Below are 18,770 nucleotides of genomic sequence, written 5' to 3' on the forward strand. Positions count from 1 at the left end.
AGGGGGGCGGTCGTGTCGGCGCTGATGCTGAGTGGCGCATCGGCCTTGGCGTCGCTGGTGGCGGCGTTGCCGGCGAGGTCGCGGGCGAAGCCGGCGCCGATGTCGAGGGTGTCGGCGCTGGGGCTGGAGCCATAACCGCTGGTGGCCTTGAGCGCGGCGGCCTTGGTGGCGGTGAACTCGATGGCGAGTGTATTGGCACCCGTCACCCTGGCTGCGGCGATGTCGCTCAGTGCGAAGCCGATGTCGGTGGCGGTGCTGTTGGCGTCGATGTCCCAGCTGAGCTTGGACCAGTCGAGGCGCCCCTGGATGTCGGTGCTGGCACCCTCGCCGTTCTCCAGGAGGGTGTCGAAGTGGGCGCCGTTCAGCACGAGGGTGCGGCTGGCCTCGGTATAGGCGCCGCTGGCGATGGTGGCGGTGGGCGCGGTGGTGTCGGCGGCGGTGATGCTCAGCGGGGCGTTGGCCCGGGCGTCGCCGGTGGCGGGCGTGAGGGCGGCGTCGCGCGCGAAGCCTTGGCCGATGTCGAGGGTGTCGTTGCTACCGCCGTAGCCGCTGGTGCCCTTGAGCGCCGTGGCCTTGCTCTCGGTCAGGACGATGCCCAGGTGCGCGGCGTCGAGGACCTGGGCCGAGGCGATGTCGGCGAGCGCGAAGCCGACGTCGGTGGTGGTGCTGTCGCCGTCGATGTCCCAGCTGAGCTTGCTCCAGTCGAGCCGGGCCTTGAGGTCGGTGTCGGTGCCCTCGCCGCTGGCGAGCAGGGTGTCGAGGTCGCTGCCGCTGAGCACCAGGGTGTGGGTCTGCTCGGCGTAGGCGCCGCTTGAGAAGGTGGTGGTCGGGGCATTCGAGCGCGCGCTGACGGTGGCGCTGGGGCTCTCGCTGACGACCTGCTCGGCGGTGCCGCGCCCGTCGGTGTAGCTGACCCTAACCCACAGCTTGGCGCCGACGTCGTCGCCGGTCAGCACATAGGTGGCGCCGCTGGCCCCTGCGATAGGCGTCTGCCCGTCGCCGCGCAACCACTGGTAGCTGAGCGGGCCGTGACCACCGTCTGGATCGACCAGGGCGGCAGTGTCGGCGGTCAGTGCCTTGCCCTCGGTCGCGCTACCGGTGATCTTGACCATGGCGGCGCTCGGGGCGTCATTGACAGGCGTGATGTTGACCGTGGCGGTGGAGGCGTTCTCGGAATTGAGCCCGCTGTCGTCGACCATGAAGTAGGTGAAGCTGGCGGCGGTGTCACGGTTTGCGGACGGGGTGAAGCGCAGATCCAGGCTGCCGTCGGTGAGATCCAGCAACGTGCCCGATGCGCCCAGCGCGATGGCGTCGCCGTTGGCTTGGGTCAAGGTGCCGCCGGTAACCGTGTTGATACGTACCTGATCGACCGCGCCCTGACCGTCCTCGCTGTCGTCGCGAGTGTTGGGGCTGAGGCGGACGTTTGCCACCGTAGGCTGGGCGTCCTCCTGGATGCTGACCGCGTCGCTGCCGCCGGCGGCGGTGACGGTGACATCGCCGCCGGCGGAGGGCGGATTGAGCGCGATCGCTGTGAACAGCATGTCCGCGCCGCCATTGGTGGTGCTGGCGCTGAAGGCAAGGTTAGGAGTGTTGCTCAGGGTGATCGACACCTCGGGCGAGGCGAAGTCGGTGGCGTCGGTGTCGATCTGCAACACGCCCGAGTTGATGCGGATGTTGCTGACCGAAAGGCCGTTGACGCTGGTCAACTGAATGGCGTCGCCGACCGCCAGGTCGGTAATGGTGTCGCCATCCAGGCCGCTCGCACTGCCCTTGAAGGTGTCGTTGCCGGCACCGCCGCTCAGCGAATCATCGCCCGGTCCGCCGATCAAGAAGTCATTGCCGCTGCCGGTGGACAGCGTGTCTTGACCGGTGCCGCCATCCACCAGCGACGGTGCCGCACCGTCATCAGTGAAGCTGTCATCGCCGCCTTCGAGGTAATACTGGAGATAGCCCAGGCCGTTGCTGACGGTTGGGCCGCTGGTGCCGGTGATGAGTTGATTGGTGCTTCCTTGCACGTCATACATAGCATAGTAGGTGGCGTTGAAGTTGTTGCCATCGTAAGACGTTACCCCCGTGGCTCCGAAGACGAGAATGCCTGCGTAGAAATTGGTGAATGTATTGTCATGGACATTGGTCGTCTGCCCATTGAAAGTGATCCCGTACGTTTCACCGTTGCTCTCGATTCCGTCGCTGACCAGTGAATTGTTCGCGATTTCAAAGGTTTCAGCCTGGCTGACGAGGATCGCCGTGGCTCCGTAGTCAGGATTACCGGAGCCGAGGCCCTTGATGGTATTGCCGGTGATGGTGCCGGTGGTGCCGGTCCGAGCACCTGAAGAGCCGACCTGGATGCCGTTCTGGACGGCCACGCCATAGGCACCGACGGACGTAATGGTGTTGTCGGTGATGTCAATGTCCAGTCCCGGCCCCCACCCGATGATGCCGGTCTTCTGGAAGGTGTTGATGTCGGAGTTCTTGATGGCGACATCCACAGAGACGCCCGTGGCCCCTTCGGCCATGATGCCGATATTGTTGCTGAAACCAGAGTAATAACGGTTGCCGTTGTCTTCGTAGAAATAGGGCCCGGTGTGCCGATCGTCGTTGGTTTCCGTCAAGGGTGCCGCAATGCCCTTGATCTCCACATGGTCGATGGTGGCATTGGTGTTATAGACACCGATCCCCAGCATGTCCTTCTGGTCGTCCACGTCGAGGGCCTGGAACCGTCCGTCGAAGGTCAGGTTTTGGACGAGGATCTCGTCCGAATCGGGCGTGGTGGTCCGCAGATCCAGGATCGGATAGCGGTCTAGGCTATGCAGTGTTTGTTGATCAGAAGCGGTTAAGGCGGCGGTATCCGGCGCGGCCAGGGTCACCTTGCTGGCGTCCCCGCTCGCGGATTCGAGGGTGATGCCGCCGGTCGCGGCGCGGAACTGGCCGTAATAGGTACCGTCGAGGAGCTTGATGGTATCGCCCGACTCTGCCTTGGCCAGCGCCTCGTACAAGGTGAAGCCGTCGGCGGCATCGCCGTCGTCGTCGGCTGCGGCCACGGCGGTGCTGGCCGAATCGCTGGTGTCGACATAGATGGTCGGGCTGGTTACCGTCACGTCGGCGTTGGTAGTGGCGGTGCCGTCCGAAAGCGCGAAGCGGATGGTGGCGTCGCCGTAGGGTGTGTCGTTGCGGTAGAGGATGCCGCGCATGACATCTTGTACCAGCGTGTTGGTGGCATCGGTGCCGCTGTCGGCGAAGTTGACGGTGAGTACGCCACCGGTATTGGTGTAGGTGGCGAAGGTCTGCCCGCCCGATTGCAGATCGCTACCGCTGACCGTAAATCCAGACTGATTGAAGCTAAACACGTCGTTGGCGGTGATGTCGTCCGTGCCGCCTGTGACCCGGTTCACCGTCAGCGTCGCGCCATTCCAGTTGTTACCCACATCGTTTTCAGAGTCGCTGATCGTCAGCGCGGTGCTGCCATCCAACGCCACAGTACTGCCGACTCCAGCCCAGGCGACGCTGTCGCCGTCGAGGTTACTGATGACCGGAGCGGCATTGGTCGTCGAGGTGAGAGTCGCGCTGTTGACGTTGAAGCTCGCGCTCGAATTCGTCGCGTGCAGCGCCAGGTCATCACTCGCCCCGCTGTTGGTGTATTGCAGGGTGAGGCCGGTGAAGGTTACCGCGCCGTTGGATGGGGTCAGGGTGACCGTGGCGTTGTCGGCGTCTTGGTCACCGCTGGTGACGGACAAGCTATTGACGGTGCCGTCGACCGTGCTGTCGTTGGGGTCGGTCACCGACAGGGTGATGTCGGTGGCATAGTCCGTATCGACGCTCCCGTCGTCATCGACCGCACTGACCACTGGGGCGCTGGTGAAGCTGGTGCTCTGGCCACTGGCGATCGATGTCGGCGCCGGCTGGGTCGAGAAAATCAGCTGGGTCGCGATCACATCGGGGTCGATATTGGTGGCGGCGGCCGAGGTCAGACCACTGCTGGCGGCAGTCAGGGTGAAGTTGGCGTCGGCGTCGGAGGCGGCGTTGTATTCGATGTTGGTGAAGGTCGCCACGCCCGCCACTGCGGCCAGGGTCGTGGTGCCGCCGAGCGAGCCCGCTCCGTCCTCGGTTAAGGTGACGTCGGAAACGTAGTCCGCGTCGACGTTCCCACGCGCATCCACTGCCCGCAGAATCGGCTGCGTGCCGAAGACCGCACCGCTGGTGACCGTCCCGCTCGGGGCTTGGCCGTATACCAGCTTGGTAGCGGTGATGTCGATGGCGGCGCCCGATCCGTTGGTGACTTGGCCCGAGGCAAAGGTGGAACTGCCCGAACCGGTGGTGAAACCGCCATCATCGACGCTGAGGATCAGGTGATGGCCGTCGGTGAGATCATTGGCACCGGCATCGTCGTTGTAATAAGCGCTGATGGTGTAGGTTTCATCGCTGTTGTCATCAACCGCAATGCTCAGGCCGGAAAATGTAATCTGATCAGTGCTGCTGTCGTAGGTGCCTTGCACACCGGCGGCGTCGGGACCACTGAGCAGAAAGACCATGTTGCCGCGCTCGGCATCGTCGGTCGTACCAGAAACGTCGACGGCCAAGCCCGTTACTGTGGTGGCGGCTCCATCCGAGGTGCCCGCGTCGGTAATGGTGAAGTCGAGCAACGCGACCGCCGTGCCGACATCGGTCGCCGTGGTAGCGAAGGTCGAAGGTTCGCTCAGTGTCGCGCTAGCCGTAACGGTGGAGGTGGCGTCGGTGGTCGCGGCGACATAGTTCGTATTCAATTGAATGATGTCGGTCGTACCGTCGCTATTTCCATCGTTACGAATGTTCGCGATACCCTCTGCTTGGACGCCGACATGTCCAGAGTAATTGCTATCGAAACCTCCTGATCCGGCGTTTCCAGACATGCCCAAAAAGGAGGCGGCATCCATGTTCAGGGTGCCGCCGTCGTTGAAGATGCCTCCCGCAGCGACACCGCCGCCGGCCGTCGCATAGCCCCCACCTGATATAAAATCAACACCCGCCGCACCGCCTCCAGCACCGCCGTTGCCCGAGATGGTCGAGCTCAGGATGGTCAGGGTGCCTGAATTGAAGATGCCGCCGACCGCCGCGCCTCCTGCACCGATAGCAGCATCCATCCCTCCTCCTCCTCCTCCTCCTCCGCCGACGCCAAGCGCAAGGCCGCCGTCGCCGCCATACATAGAAGATGACCCCGCGCCCGCACTGGAGGAACCGCCGCCACCGCCGAATTGATTGCCAGCAGCGCCGTTACCGATGCCTTCCCCTCCGGTACCACCGATACCACCACCACCAAGGGTCTTTGGCTCTGCTCCGGTGAGATTTGGCACAGAGGAACTCCCTGGCGCCGGGGCTTCCTGCCCTCGCTCACCGCCATCGCCGCCGCCGATACCGCCGTAACCGCCGCCGCCGCCTCCTCCGTGGCCATAACTGACGCCGGAGGTGGTCACCGCTAAATTATTGTCGGACGTATACGAACCACCCCCACCGCCAGCGGCGCGATTGGCGGTCACGGTGACTCCATTCAGCGTCAAGGTGCCAGCATTGCGTATGCCCCCCCCCATGGCATCACCGCCATCGATATCCGATGCACTCGTACTAATTCCATTGCCGCCGTCACCGGACACGACACCGTCCCGGATCGTGAGATTGGATAGACTGACGGTTCCCGCCCGGACCTCCAGAACCCTTCCGTAATAGTTGGCGTCCAGCGTATTGCCGCCACCGACGATCTCCAATGTCTGACCATCGGTGATATTGATATCCACCATCGTGGGGTGCCCGTCGGTCGAGCTGTCGCTCATGTCGCTGGCGCTGCTCGCCGCGATACCGGCCGTGAGGGTGATGGTATCGGACGTGTTGTTGCCGGCGGCGGTGCTCAACGCGGTGTTCAATTCCGCGAGCGTGGAGACGCTGAAGGTCTGTAGATCGAAATCGTAATCGGCAAATCGATCGGCCACCGGCAGACTGGACGGCGCGATGGCGCCGGTGACGACCTCCAGATCCCAATCGCCATCGCTGCCGGTGTCATCGTCGGAGGCGGCGATATCGGCTCCGGTGACGCGCGCGAGACCGGCGAGAAACGCCTGTCCCGTCTCACCGGCACCAACGTCGCAGCCATAGAGCAAAATATCGCCGTCCGCGCTCAGGGCGGAACCGATGGCGGCGAGCGATTCGGCATAGTCATCGAGATTGCCGCCATGCAGGGCACCGTTGCCGAGCAGTAAAACCCCGGCATCGCCGTGGGACACGATGTGCAGGGCATCCAGATCGGACCGCCCCTCAAGCATCTGAGCGATCTGGGAGACCCCATCGAGACCGGGATCCAGAATCAGCACCTCGGCGTCCGGATCGAGCGCTGCGATGACTGCCTGGAAGTCCGGCACGCGACTGTCGACCACGATGAGCGTCTTGGGCGCTGCCATCAGGGCGGAATCATTCGTTGGGGCGCTCGCAATGCTCAAGGAACTGGAAATGGATTGGATGGCGGCGATGGTCATGGATCATGCTCCGAAGCAGGAAGGCCGACTCGCTCATTGCGGCGTGGCGGACTGGATACTTGAGGTGGGTTCAGGTAAGCCGGCAAAATTCCGAACGGCGGACGGTTGCGCCACGATGCGGTGCGCGCGGCTGTTCTGATCGTCTTGCCAAAACGCAAGATTGGAGTAGCGCTCGAATAGATCCGGCGGCAAAACGCTCGATCGCGGGGTCAGGCGCACCTCTGAGCGCACCCGGTGCAAGCCGCCAACGCCGAGCGCGTTGTCGAACTCTGGCGCGTCGTATTCGACGTTCGAGTAATCGTGATCATAGGAAGGCTGATCGAGGAAGCGGTAGATCAGGGGGACGACCTTGTGAGGCGCTTGCGCCAGCATTTCATATTCGACGACCAGAAGAGAGGCCGCCTGCTCACCATAGAATGCCTCCTTAAGAGCCGACCAAGCGAAGCCGACCAAACGATTGCGTTGAGCCAAGGTGTCGACCCGGCTGTAAACGGTATTGCGCTCGCTCTCGTCGTTGAACAGCCGGGTATTTTCGTAGGGGTTGGCGCGGTAGAGCCGCTCCAGGCTATCCATGATCCAGGCGACGTTACGCACGCAAGCGATGACCTTGGTCTTGGGAAACAAATCAAGTAGGGCCGGCAGCTTGCCGCACCAGAGACGGTTGGTATCGAAGATCACCGTTTTGTCGTGCTGGTCGGCGTAGTAGCTGTCGACGATACCGCGCAGAAGACGTCGGCGTTGCTCCGTCGTGACAACCGGTCCCCATTCGCTGCCGGCGCTGACCTGATTGAGCATACCGTTGAACAATGCACCGACCGGACTGGTCATCCCGGCATGGAAGTGAGGGTTTTGACGCAGAATCGCGGCGAGCAGGGTACTGCCCGATCGCGGGAGGCCAGAAATAAAGTGATAGCGCGTGGTCATATCCCTCCTTTCGTGTCGCCCCATGGGATTATTCCGTCGGGGGAAAGAGAAAGAGTCGTGCCCGCATATGTGATCGAAGACGTACTACCCCAGGGCAATCGCATCACGTTTTCCTAATATTCGAGGATTTGGACGTTGATGATTGTGCAGTGGATTTTGGCGCCTCGAAGAGCAATTTCTCCAGATAGGCCTCGTTCCACGCGGCTTTCAGGCGCTTGCTCTGGATGCCGAGCTTGGTGTCGTCGTGCTTGAGACGGGTCAAGGCCACGCGCCGCATCACGGCCAGATTCTCGCGGGCATCGGGATCACGCACGCGCGAGGCGTCCTCATTGAAGGCGACATCGAGACTCCAATGCAGTTGGTTTTCCACACCCCAGTGACCGCGCACGGCACGGGCGAAGACCGACGCGTCGGTGCCGGTGCTGGCGATGTAATAGCGCGTCTCGCGCGAGGTCACCCCATGGATCTCGCGCTCGGACTCGACCATGCCGATCATGTTCAACGCCGTCCATCCAGCACAGCGCGACACGCCGGAGAGGTCGCCGAGGGTCCGATAGCGGCGCTTCTCGCGCCGCCCATGCCCCTGCTCAACGGTTTCCAGGAACTGGGAGTCGACGTCGGCGTAGTCTCGGGCATCGGCGTTGATGAAGGCTTCCTCGACCTCGGTGGCCAAGGTGCCCTGGTTACCCTTGAGCGCGAGGACGTAATCGGCCCCTTGATCGATGATCTGGGCAGCAATCTTGGTTTGGCAGCCCATGGCGTCGATGGTCACGATACAGCCCTGAATCAGCAACAGATCCAACAGCTTGGGGATGGCCGTGATCTCATTGGACTTGGCCTCGGTGGCAAGCTGTCCGAGCACCAGGTGATTGTCGGCCGCCCAGGCACTGACCAGATGCAGCGCTCCCAGGCCCTTGGCCCGGTCGTGCGAGCGGCGCAAGGTCTTGCCATCAATGGCGATCACTTCGCCCGGAAGGATCTCACGCAGCGTCTCCACCCAGTCGCGAAAGCAGGTCTCGAACACCTGCGGATCGATCAGACTGAACACCCGCCCGAAGGTATCGTGCGCGGGGATTGCGTTGGGCAGTTCCAGGAACCGTTCCAGCCATGCCTGCTTGGCACGTCCGAATTCGGCGATTTGCACCCAGCCATCGGCCCCGCAGAGCACACCGGTGATGGCGATCGCGATCATGTCGTTGAGCCGATGGCGTTGCTTGATCGCACAGCGCGGATCCTCCAGCGTCGAGAAATGGGTCAACAAGGATCGATCCGAGGGCATTTCCGGCATGACAGACGCTCGCAAGGGCAGCAAAAACGGGCGCGCGAGTCTGGGGGAATCCGGCTATTCAGTCCAACAGTATTCGGTAATATTTTGATGCGATCGCCCTGCGTACTACCCGTCGTCGGGTTCATCGTTAACGATGCACGGCTAAATGACATCAAACCCGTCGAGCAGGGTTTGATCATCGGCGATATTGCTTTCGACGAAGGCGACTTCCTGATGCCCACCGTTCCGTTCAGGGTCTGCAGAATTGATCATGCAAAAGAGAGACGTATCTGCTTGAGTGGTCATTGTGGGCGCCGTGGCTCCAGAGAGGATCAGCAGGTGGTCGGTGTTGCCAGGGCGTTTGGGACAAGGCTGTTCGCGGATCCCGCTTGCGGCAACGTCCGGCGAGCCCACTCAGTCCGACATCAAGCGACACTCGCCGTATTCCAGCCGATTATATCGGCTAGTCAATGATAATCTCCAATGAAATAAACGGTAAAAGGGTAATAGGGGGCGCAAAGAAGGGCTTCGAGTCGAATATCGTGGGCAGCGCAAACGTTTCTGAAACAGGTCGTTTGATATCGGCGCGAATTACCCCGTACTCCGAACGCCCGGAACGCTGAGAAATTCGTGTCTACGAACATCGGGACGCTTGTCCTTACTACAGCGGCGCTTTGCCCACCTCAGTTAGTCGGCGATTGGCCGCCAGGTACTAGCGAACCGCCGCGTCGCGGTGCTCCGCCGACTCCGACCGGCCCTGCTGCCGATACGCCGAGCAGGCACTCAGGGCGAGCGCCTGGGCCTGGACCGGATGGAATCCCAGTTCGCCCTCGGCGAAGAGCGCTCCGATCCGCTTCATCACCTCGTCCGGCACCGCTCCGCGCGCCAAGACCGCGCGTGCGGGCCGAAACTGCTCGCGACGATTGAGCGCGATCATGTAGTCGTTGCCCACCTGTAAACGCAAGCCGATTCCGTCCACTTCGGACAGGAGCGGGAAATCAGGAGCCAGCGAGGGAAACAGGTAATTGGGATAGATCCGACCACCCCAATAGGACTGGGCGATACGGGCGAAGTGGTGGAAGTCGGTGACGGTCACCAATTCGCTCGCGCTGAAGGGCAGGATCGACGCTGTTTTTGGCGACATCCAGCCATCAGGCGCCGGGATGGAAGGCTGCGAGCCCGGTGAGCTGTTCACTCCGTGTCCAGAGCTGCCGATTCGCGTTCGGGTCGAGCGTCTGAGCGGGTGGACGCAGGCGCCGGCCCTTGGCGAGATAGGCTCCGCTGACGGCGTCCCATTCGGGCGAGAGCGCCAATTCGATCAGCGGACGCGCGGCTGCGTCCGGTGAGTGCAGTGCCCAGCCGATGAGTCTGTCGACAAGTTTCCAGAAGCGGCCCTGGGCACCGTCCGTTCCGCCGAGGTTGGAGCGGAAGACGCCCGGGAAGACGCAGTTGACCGTAACCCCGCTTCCGCTCAGTCGGCGTGCCAGTTCGAAGGTGAAATGCAGGTTTCCGAGTTTGGATTGTCCGTAGGCGCGCATGAGTCGATAGGGGCGCCGTTCCCAGTTGAGGTCCGAGAAGTCCATGGCGGTATCGATGCGGGTGCCGACATTGACGATGCGTGCCGGTGCGCTGTCCTTCAGCCGCTCCAGCAGCAGTTGGGTGAGCAGGAAGGGCGCCAGATGATTGACCGCCAGGGCGCATTCGATGCCGTCCGGGCTCAGCCGCCGTTCAGGAAATGCCGTGCCTGCGTTGTTCACCAGCACATGGAGCCGGTCGAACCGCTCCAGCACCTGGGCGGCCAGAGCGCGGATCTGGGTCTGATCGCTGAGGTCGGCGAGAAAGAGATGCAGGTCGGCGTTTCCGGTCTGGGCCCGGAGTTCGTCGAGTGCCGCCTCGCCCCGGATCCGGTCGCGCGCGACCATCCCTACTCGCAGTCCTCGGCTGGCCAGTGCGTGTGCGATGGCCTTGCCCAGACCGGAGTTGGCCCCTGTGACCAGGGCGGTGCGTGTGTCGGTGTCGGGCGTCATGCGGTGCTGTCTCCTGGAGAAGGTGGGCGTCTTGGGCGCACCCGATCGCGGTAGGCGGCGATCTGACGCATGATCATGGAGAAGGGGAGGCGATCCAGTCCGCCGAACCGAGCGCGCGCGGCATCGAGCGTGGCCTTCACGTCCTCGATGAACGGCGGTTCCGGTAGGGCGTCTTCGGGGGCGTCCGCATTCAGAACCGATGCGATGCCGCGCAGCCCTCCGACCTGGACCCGAAGCGCCAGCCGGTGCGGTCGCGATCCGGCCGGTGCGGTCGAGCGGGTCAGAAAGCGCGCCTCCTGGTGCAGTCTTTCCAAGAGGTCGCGACAGACGCCTTGGGCTGTCTCTGAACCGCATTGAACACCCTCGCGCTCCGCGATACAGAAGCGCTCGGCCAGCGAGCAGGAGGCTTGGCGTGTCAGCAGGCTTTTCTCGAAGGCGCAGACGCGCTGATCGAGGGCACGATAGGTGTCGCGAAAGGCGTCGTCGTCCATCGGATCCTCGCTGTATCAGGGCTCGGTCTGGCGTGATCAGATAGGGCTATGGCCGGGATCGACGTGCTTCGGTCATCCCATCGGCATCATCCGATGCCTCAGGCGTCGGACTCTCCCCGGCCGGTGAAGCGCTGGATCATGCGCCGGTCGCGCTTCGAGGGGCGTCCGCCCGAATCCTGTTGACCGAGGGCGAGGTCGCGACGTTCGCGGATCAGCTCCTCGCGCTTCACTCGGCTTTTTTCGTCCTCGACATAGAGTTTTGACGCCTCGCTCGCCGAGCGGCGCTGTTTGTCGATGGCCAGGACCTCGACCGTCCAGGAGAGGCCGCCCTTATGAATCTCGACCTGATTGCCAGGGCGCACCGAGCGGCTCGGCTTGACGCGCTGTCCGTCGAGATGGACCTTGCCGCCGTTGATCGCCTCGATCGCGAGTTGGCGCGTCTTGAAGAAACGCGCGGCCCACAGCCATTTGTCGAGCCGCAATTCCTGGGTACTGGTCGCGTCCTTCATCGATCCAGCAGCTCATCCAACTCGCCGCATGCATCCAGCAGCGCCAGGTCGTCGTAACCGCCGACGTGATGGTCGCCGATGAAAATCTGGGGTACGGTGTGCCGATTGCTGCGCTCGACCATAATGGCCATCTGGGCCGGGTCCTGATCGACTGTGATCTCATCGAACTCGACTTCCCTGCGTTTCAGTAGGTTGCGGGCGCGCGTACAGTAGGGGCAGATTTGGGTCGTATAGATGGTCACCTGATGCATGCTGTCTTTCGATCCTGTTACCGTTGATCCGGTGCGCGAGCTTCGCCGGCCGGGGTCGTGACGTCAAGCTGCCTTGAAAAGTGGGGCTCGTGACCGAAAGACCAACGTCTGATCGGGGCCGGGTGCCTAATTCTCACTCGATTGCGAATGCAGGATTCCCATGTACCGTGACACGCCGCATGCCGTCCGTCTCAAGGACTATCAGCCACCTGAGTTTCTGATCGATCGGGTCGATCTGCATTTCGAGCTGGACCCCGACCGGACCTTGGTCGAGTCCATTCTGCAGTTACGCCGCAATCCGGCCGCGACGCGCGGCGATGGCTCGCTGGTCTTGCACGGCGAGCAGCTGGATCTGGAGGCGATTGAAATCGACGGACATCCGCTGACCGGCTCGGAGTTCGGGGTGGATCAGGACTCGCTGACCCTGCATCGGATTCCGGACCGCTTCAGCCTGCTGACCCGGGTGCGTATCCATCCAAGCCTCAATACGGCGCTCGAAGGGCTCTATCAGTCCGGCGACATGCTCTGCACCCAGTGCGAGGCGGAGGGGTTTCGGCGCATCACCTATTTCCTCGACCGTCCCGATGTGATGGCGCGCTTTACGACCACGCTGGTGGCCGACAAGGCGCGTTTCCCGGTGCTGCTGTCCAACGGCAATCCGATCGAGGCGCGGGATCTCGACGGGGGGCGTCATCTGGTGCGCTGGGAGGATCCCTTTCCCAAGCCGAGCTATCTGTTCGCCCTTATTGCGGGCGACCTGAGCGCGATCGAAGATCGTTTCACCACGGCCTCGGGGCGCGAGGTGATGCTCAAGATCTTCGTCGAGCCCCAAAATGTCGATAAGTGCGACCACGCCATGCGCTCGCTCAAAAAGGCGATGCGCTGGGACGAGGAGCGCTTCGGGCGCGAGTACGATCTGGACATCTTCATGATCGTCGCCGTCAGTCACTTCAACATGGGTGCGATGGAGAACAAGGGGCTCAACGTCTTCAACGACAAGTTCGTGCTGGCCCGCCCGGACACGGCGACCGATGTGGATTTCGACGGCATCGAGAGCGTCATCGCCCACGAGTATTTCCACAACTGGACCGGCAACCGCATCACCTGTCGCGACTGGTTTCAGCTCAGTCTCAAGGAGGGCTTCACCGTCTATCGCGATCAGGAGTTCTCGGCCGATGTCGGTTCGCGCGGCGTCAAGCGTATCAGCGACGTGCGTCTGCTGCGTGCGCATCAGTTCTCCGAGGACGCGGGGCCTATGGCGCATCCGGTGCGTCCAGATTCCTATATCGAGATCAACAACTTCTATACCGCGACCGTCTACCAGAAGGGCGCCGAAGTGGTGCGGATGCAGGCCAATCTGCTCGGCCCAGAGGCCTTCCGTCGGGCGACCGATCTCTATTTCGAGCGTCACGACGGCCAGGCCGTCACGACGGAGGATTTCGTGCGCTGCATGGAGGATGCGAGCGGATGCGATCTGACTCAGTTCCGACGCTGGTATGAGCAGGCGGGGACGCCCGAACTCACGGCCGAGGGTGAATTCGACGCCGAGACGGGCGTCTATACCCTGAGCGTGCGTCAGTTCACCCCGCCGACGCCGGGTCAGCCCGAGAAGTCGCCCTTTCACGTCCCGCTTGCCATCGGTTTGCTGGGGGCCGATGGCGAGGATCTGCCGCTGCGCCTGGAGGGCGAATCCGAGGTCCCGCGCGCCGGAACGCGCGTGCTGGAACTGCGTAAGGAGGAGGAGCGCTTTCGGTTCGTCGGTCTCTCGGCCAAGCCGGTTCCCTCGTTGCTGCGCGCCTTTCCCGCCCCGGTGAAGCTGCGCTTCGAGCAGAGCGATGAGGATTTGATGTTCCTGATGGCGCACGATAGCGATGGCTTCAACCGCTGGGATGCGGCGCAGACCCTGATGCAGCGCTTGCTGCTGACGCTGGTCCGGGATCCCGATCATGTCGTTCCGGATCGTTTCTGCGACGCCTTTCGGAGTGCCTTGCTGGATACCGCTGGCGATCAGGCATTGCTCGCCGAGGTGTTGACCTTGCCGACCGAGGGCTATCTGGCCGATCAGATGGATGTGGTCGATGTCGACGGTATCCACCGTGCGCACGCGGTGTTGGAGCGACGTATCGGCGAGTGTCTCAGGGCGGATCTGCTCGGCGTCTATCGCGCCAACGCCGGCGATGGATCCCCCTATGCCTTCACACCGCAAGCGGTGGGGCGGCGCGCGATCCGTAACCTGGCGCTGCACTATCTGATGCAGGCCCCGGATGCCGAGATCTTGGGGCTGTGCCAAGATCAGTTCGCCAATGGTGACAACATGACCGATGTCATGGCGGCGTTGAGTCTGTTGGCCAACCACGGCGGCACGGAGGGCAAGGCGGCGCTGGAGGCCTTCTATCGACGTTGGTCCAAGGAGTCTTTGGTCATCGACAAATGGTTCGCCGTTCAGGCCAGTTGTTCGCGCGAGGATGCGCTGAATCAGGTCCTGCATCTCATGGAGCACCCGGACTTTTCGTTGCGCAACCCCAATCGGGTGCGCAGTCTGATCGGCGTCTTCTGCAATGCCAATCAGGTGAGATTCCATGCACCGGACGGCGGCGGCTACCGCTTTTTGGCCGATCGCGTCCTGGAGTTGGATCCGCTCAATCCGCAGATCGCGTCGCGTCTGCTCAAATCCATGATCCGCTGGCGGAGGTTCGATCGGGTGCGTCAGTCGCTCATGTGCGCCGAACTGCATCGTATTCTGGACACCGAGGAACTCTCGAAGGATGTCTACGAGGTGGCGTCCAAGGCGCTGGAGGCTGCCCAATAGGCTCGGGGCGGCAGCGAAGCCTGACTTCGCTGCCTCGCTCGCTCGGAGCGTAGCGCGTCAGGCGGCAGATCGTCTGATTGGGGTCTGGTCGCGTTCGAGCGCTTCTTGGCAGGAGGCGCAGCGTTGGGCGTTGGGAACGTGCCGACGGCGGCTTTCGGGGATCGGTTCTCCGCACAGGATGCAGGATTCGCGGCCGAATCCGCTGTTGGCGTGACGTTGGATGGCGCTGACCCTCAGTTCGATCTCGCGCTCCGTGTGGGCTTGGGCCATATCGAGCACATCGGCGAATTTTTCCATGCTGTTCGGACCTTTGCTTGTAGGTTCGAACGCTAAGTATGTGCCTGCTCGATGATCTTGGGATGAGCGTTTGATGGCCATGGCATGACGGTGGTCGGCCACTGTGCGCACCTCGCCAATGGCAATGGCCAGTCGCCTCTTCCGCATGACACAATTGGCTATTGATGGCAGGTGGTGCGGAACATGCTCGGAATTCTTGATCGCTATGTCCTTCGCGAGGTGGCGAAGGTCTTTCTCTCTATCGTCCTGGTGCTGGTGCTCATCGTCGCCAGCATGTTGTTCCTGCGTACCCTGGAGCAGGTGAACGTGGGAGGGTTGGGCGTGGACATGGTCTTCCGCTACCTGCGTTTTGAACTCGTCCGCGATATCCCAAGCCTTCTGCCTCCCGCCTTCTTCCTCGCCATTCTGGTCACGCTCAATCGTCTTTCGCGCGATAGCGAGCTGATTGCGATGAACGCGGGCGGTGCCGGTCCGCCACGCCTCTACCGGACACTCCTGATCCTTGCGCTCCCTGTCGCCGCGCTGACCGCGTGGTTTTCGCTGGTCCTGCAGCCCTGGGCCTCCAACGGTATCCATCAGATACGGCTTCAGCAGAAGGAGCAGGCGGCTCAGATCGCCGGACTGCAGGCCGGACGCTTCTATGTCGAGGAAGCGGGGCAGGTGGTGGTCTACATCGGCGAAATCGACCGGCGCAAATCTCTCAGCGACGTTTTCATTCTGGATCGCCGAGGCGATCGGTCGCGGTTGGTCGTCAGCGACGGAGGTCTGCATCGCATCGACGAGGCGACTGGAGACCATCTGGTCTCCTTGACCCATGGTCATCGCTTCGACGGAAATCCCGGTTCGGGTGCGTTCCTCGTCGCCGATTTCGATGACTATCTCGTTCGGGTTCCGGGCGCGGATACGCAGCGTCGGCCGATCTCGAAGCGATCGACCATGTCAACTCAGGAGTTGATCGGCTCGTCCGAGTTGGGGGATCGGGTCGAGTTGGAGCATCGCATCGCCTCACCGCTGGCCATCTTCACGCTGGTCGTCATGGCGATTCCACTGGTGGATATCTCGCCGCGCCAGCGCACTTCAGGACGGCTCATGCTGGCCTTTCTGGCGTACTTCTGCTTCTTCAATCTACAGCGTCTGGCCGAGAGTTGGCTGGAGACGGGGGCGACGCCGCCTTGGCTTGGTAGCCTCTGGTATCAGTTCCTGATCCTGGTGCTCGTCTATTTCTGGCTCTTGCCAGAGACCTTCTGGGTCCAGCGAGTGAGGCATCGTCTATCGACCGCGCGCGGGGGTGGGGGAGCAAAGGCGGTCTGATGGGCGAGGGGTGATGGAGGCGAGGCGGCACGACCGACATTTGCATTGCGCGCGGGTCGGATCGGCGCACACCCCATCAACCCCCATGCAATCGGGGTAAAGCGGGAAGTGAGGTGGCTTATTCGGCCTCGTTTGCCTCGGCTTCCGGTTCGGGAGCGGCCTTGGGCTCGGGCAGGGTGATCAGCTTCTCGTCGACCAGGATCTGCTGCTTCGCCTCACCGCCGATCCATTTTTTGTCCTTGCCCTTGACCGCATAACGGCCGGATTTCTTTTGGAACAGGGTGTACTCGGCGGTTTTCTTGATTTGCTGCATCTTGGATTCTCGTTTCTAACTCGATGGTTGATGGGGGCAGGTTTAACGACCCCTAGCGGCGCTTGGCGTCGTCGCGGTGCTCGTAAACAGATCCTGGATCGCGCTCGATCTGTACCCGGAATTGGGCGAACAAGGCGGCCATGGCGCCGATCGCGGCGAGCATAGGCGTCAATAGGGTCAGCACCCCGGCGATCCCCACGCCTGCGGTCAGTGGGATGTCGACCAGCACTTTACCGCTCGGGCGGTGGATGATGAGGCGTCGGACGTTTCCCTGCTGGATCAATTCTTTGACCTTGTCCAGAAGGGCAGACCCCGTCACCGTGATTTCCTCGTGCAAAGGACGTCCGTAGTCATCTCGCATTCTCGTTACCTCTCGCGTGGCGACCGGATAGAGCGAACTCGACCAAGCCCGCAACTTTAACCGCTTTCGTCGCGTCGCGTCACCGGGCTGTTTCAGTGTCGATGTGGTGCGGGTAAGGCTGGTGCGCGTTTGGCGATTAGCGCGATGACGGGTTGAACTCCCCGTCGAGATAGACCCAGCGTCCCTGGTATCGGACGAAACGGCTGCGCTCATGCAGGCGGTAGGCGCGACCGCCGATCTTGTAGCGGGCGACGAACTCGACCGTTGCCGTCTCGTCGTCCGGTCCGCCGGCCTCGGTCGCGAGGATCTTGAGTCCGATCCATGTTGCGGACGGATCCGGCGTCAGATCGCTCGGGCAGGTATCCGGATGCCAGCTATGACGCAGATAGTCGGTCGCGTTACGCGTAAAGGCGCTGTAGCGTGAGCGCATCAGGGTCTCGGCGGTCGGCGCCTGCGCTTCTCCGGCGATATAGGGTCGGCAGCAGGCGGCGTAAGGGCGCCCCGAGTCGCAGGGGCAGTCGGTTGGCATCGGCGTCTCTCCTGTGGATCAGGCGGACCAGAGCGGCCCTTCTTGCATGGCCGCGATCTGTTCCCGGAGCTGCAGGACCTGGTCCTGCCAGTAGTGCTGGGTGCCGAACCAGGTGAAGGCGGCGGGGAATGCCGGATCTTGCCAACGGCGGGCCAGCCAGGCGGAGTGGTGGATGAGTCGCAGCGTTCGTAGCGCCTCGATCAGGTGGAGTTCGCGGTGGTCGAACTCGCAGAAGTCTTCGTATCCGGCCAGGACGTCGGCGAGTTGGCGGCTCATTTCCTGGCGATCTCCGGAGAGGAGCATCCAGAGATCCTGAACGGCCGGTCCCATGCGGGCGTCGTCGAAATCGACGAAATGGGGGCCGGCATCGGTCCAGAGCAGATTTCCGAGGTGACAGTCGCCATGCAGACGGATGAGCGCGGGCGATCCGGCGCGTTCGTAGCAGTGGGCGACGCCTTCCAATGCCTGATCGACCACGCTGCTGTAAGCTGGTAGTAGGTCGGCCGGAATCCAGTCGTGTTCGAGCAGGAAATCGCGCGGCTCGGTGCCGAAGCGCGCGATGTCGAGGGTCGGTCGATGGGTGAATGGACTGACGGCTCCAACGGCATGGATGCGGCCGATGAGGCGCCCGATCCATTCTAGGACCTGGGGATCTTCCAGCTCGGGGTGGCGGCCGCCTCGACGCTCGGTCAGCGAGAAGCGGTAGCCGCCGAATTGGTGCAGCGTTCGACCGTCGATGACGGATGGCGCAACGGCGGGGATCTCGTGCTCGGCCAGGGTCGCGGTGAAGGCATGTTCTTCGAGGATGGCCGCGTCGCTCCAGCGGTTCGGGCGGTAGAATTTGGCGATGAGCGGGGCGCCGTCCTCGATGCCGATCTGATAGACCCGGTTTTCGTAACTGTTCAGGGCCAGTTGGCGTCCGTCGGTTATGAGGCCGAGGCTCTCGACTGCGTCGAGGACGCGGTCCGGTGTGAGGTCGGCATAAGGGGTCGGATTGGGTGTGGTCATGGGGCGATTCTAGCCGAGCCGCCTCCGGCATGTATCATGACAAGTTGGCAATGGATGACGCGATCGCGCCGAGTGGGCGGGTCTTTCAGGCGTCTTCCCCGTCCGCAATCCGCTATCATGAAGCTTTGTCACCGACATGCGTTGATCTTGATGTGTCCTCTGCCGATGACTGTGCG

16 protein-coding genes are annotated in these 18,770 nt (G+C 62.6%); 2 read left to right on the forward strand and 14 right to left on the reverse strand.

Annotated elements, in window-relative coordinates; all coding sequences use genetic code 11:
* The 9 genes from ACFSJC_RS01265 to grxC all read right to left on the reverse strand — a co-directional run.
* Window positions 1-6,497: DUF4347 domain-containing protein (locus tag ACFSJC_RS01265; protein WP_386022046.1), on the reverse strand; the 6,497-nt coding region annotated here is incomplete at its 3' end.
* 33 nt (window positions 6,498-6,530) lie between these two features.
* Complete coding sequence (locus tag ACFSJC_RS01270; protein ID WP_386022049.1) at window positions 6,531-7,421, reverse strand: sulfotransferase family protein; 891 nt, start codon at window positions 7,419-7,421, stop codon at window positions 6,531-6,533.
* A 103-nt stretch (window positions 7,422-7,524) separates the two neighbouring features.
* Complete coding sequence (locus ACFSJC_RS01275; protein ID WP_386022052.1) at window positions 7,525-8,709, reverse strand: ISAs1 family transposase; 1,185 nt, start codon at window positions 8,707-8,709, stop codon at window positions 7,525-7,527.
* A 141-nt stretch (window positions 8,710-8,850) separates the two neighbouring features.
* Window positions 8,851-8,994 (reverse strand): hypothetical protein, encoded by a 144-nt coding sequence (locus ACFSJC_RS01280; RefSeq protein WP_386022055.1) that lies wholly within the window; start codon window positions 8,992-8,994, stop codon window positions 8,851-8,853.
* A 406-nt stretch (window positions 8,995-9,400) separates the two neighbouring features.
* On the reverse strand, window positions 9,401-9,832 hold the full coding sequence (locus tag ACFSJC_RS01285; protein ID WP_386022058.1) for a hypothetical protein: 432 nt from the start codon (window positions 9,830-9,832) through the stop codon (window positions 9,401-9,403).
* Window positions 9,833-9,839: 7 nt separating this feature from the next.
* On the reverse strand, window positions 9,840-10,715 hold the full coding sequence (locus ACFSJC_RS01290; protein WP_386022061.1) for an SDR family NAD(P)-dependent oxidoreductase: 876 nt from the start codon (window positions 10,713-10,715) through the stop codon (window positions 9,840-9,842).
* On the reverse strand, window positions 10,712-11,206 hold the full coding sequence (locus tag ACFSJC_RS01295; RefSeq protein ID WP_386022064.1) for a hypothetical protein: 495 nt from the start codon (window positions 11,204-11,206) through the stop codon (window positions 10,712-10,714). The genes ACFSJC_RS01290 and ACFSJC_RS01295 overlap by 4 nt, the downstream gene beginning before the upstream one ends.
* 98 nt (window positions 11,207-11,304) lie before the next feature.
* Window positions 11,305-11,715 (reverse strand): RNA-binding S4 domain-containing protein, encoded by a 411-nt coding sequence (locus ACFSJC_RS01300; protein WP_386022067.1) that lies wholly within the window; start codon window positions 11,713-11,715, stop codon window positions 11,305-11,307.
* Window positions 11,712-11,966 (reverse strand): glutaredoxin 3, encoded by a 255-nt coding sequence (grxC, locus tag ACFSJC_RS01305; protein ID WP_386022070.1) that lies wholly within the window; start codon window positions 11,964-11,966, stop codon window positions 11,712-11,714. The genes ACFSJC_RS01300 and grxC overlap by 4 nt, the downstream gene beginning before the upstream one ends.
* 160 nt (window positions 11,967-12,126) lie before the next feature.
* Between grxC and pepN the strand changes: the two genes are divergently transcribed.
* On the forward strand, window positions 12,127-14,775 hold the full coding sequence (pepN, locus tag ACFSJC_RS01310; protein WP_386022073.1) for an aminopeptidase N: 2,649 nt from the start codon (window positions 12,127-12,129) through the stop codon (window positions 14,773-14,775).
* Window positions 14,776-14,832: 57 nt separating this feature from the next.
* Here the strand turns inward: pepN and ACFSJC_RS01315 are convergent, their stop codons facing one another.
* Window positions 14,833-15,072 (reverse strand): TraR/DksA C4-type zinc finger protein, encoded by a 240-nt coding sequence (locus ACFSJC_RS01315; protein WP_386022076.1) that lies wholly within the window; start codon window positions 15,070-15,072, stop codon window positions 14,833-14,835.
* Window positions 15,073-15,255: 183 nt separating this feature from the next.
* Between ACFSJC_RS01315 and lptF the strand changes: the two genes are divergently transcribed.
* The gene (gene lptF / locus ACFSJC_RS01320) at window positions 15,256-16,383 is read left to right on the forward strand and encodes an LPS export ABC transporter permease LptF (RefSeq protein ID WP_386022079.1); all 1,128 of its coding nucleotides are present in this window, start codon (window positions 15,256-15,258) and stop codon (window positions 16,381-16,383) included.
* A gap of 118 nt (window positions 16,384-16,501) precedes the next feature.
* On the opposite strand, the gene ACFSJC_RS01325 is transcribed toward lptF, so the two are convergent.
* The 4 genes from ACFSJC_RS01325 to ACFSJC_RS01340 form a co-directional block, all read right to left on the reverse strand.
* Window positions 16,502-16,696 carry a hypothetical protein gene (locus ACFSJC_RS01325; protein ID WP_386022082.1) on the reverse strand — a complete coding sequence of 65 codons (195 nt, stop codon included), beginning with the start codon at window positions 16,694-16,696 and terminating at the stop codon, window positions 16,502-16,504.
* 52 nt (window positions 16,697-16,748) lie between these two features.
* Complete coding sequence (locus tag ACFSJC_RS01330; RefSeq protein WP_386022085.1) at window positions 16,749-17,057, reverse strand: DUF4342 domain-containing protein; 309 nt, start codon at window positions 17,055-17,057, stop codon at window positions 16,749-16,751.
* A gap of 136 nt (window positions 17,058-17,193) precedes the next feature.
* Window positions 17,194-17,586 carry a YchJ family protein gene (locus ACFSJC_RS01335; RefSeq protein ID WP_386022087.1) on the reverse strand — a complete coding sequence of 131 codons (393 nt, stop codon included), beginning with the start codon at window positions 17,584-17,586 and terminating at the stop codon, window positions 17,194-17,196.
* Between the two features lie 18 nt (window positions 17,587-17,604).
* Entirely contained in the window at window positions 17,605-18,594 is a 990-nt protein-coding gene (locus ACFSJC_RS01340; protein ID WP_386022091.1) for a serine/threonine protein kinase, read from the reverse strand.
* Window positions 18,595-18,770 lie beyond the last annotated feature (176 nt).

It is taken from the genome of Thiorhodococcus fuscus (genome assembly GCF_042682685.1).
Classification (GTDB): domain Bacteria; phylum Pseudomonadota; class Gammaproteobacteria; order Chromatiales; family Chromatiaceae; genus Imhoffiella; species Imhoffiella fuscus.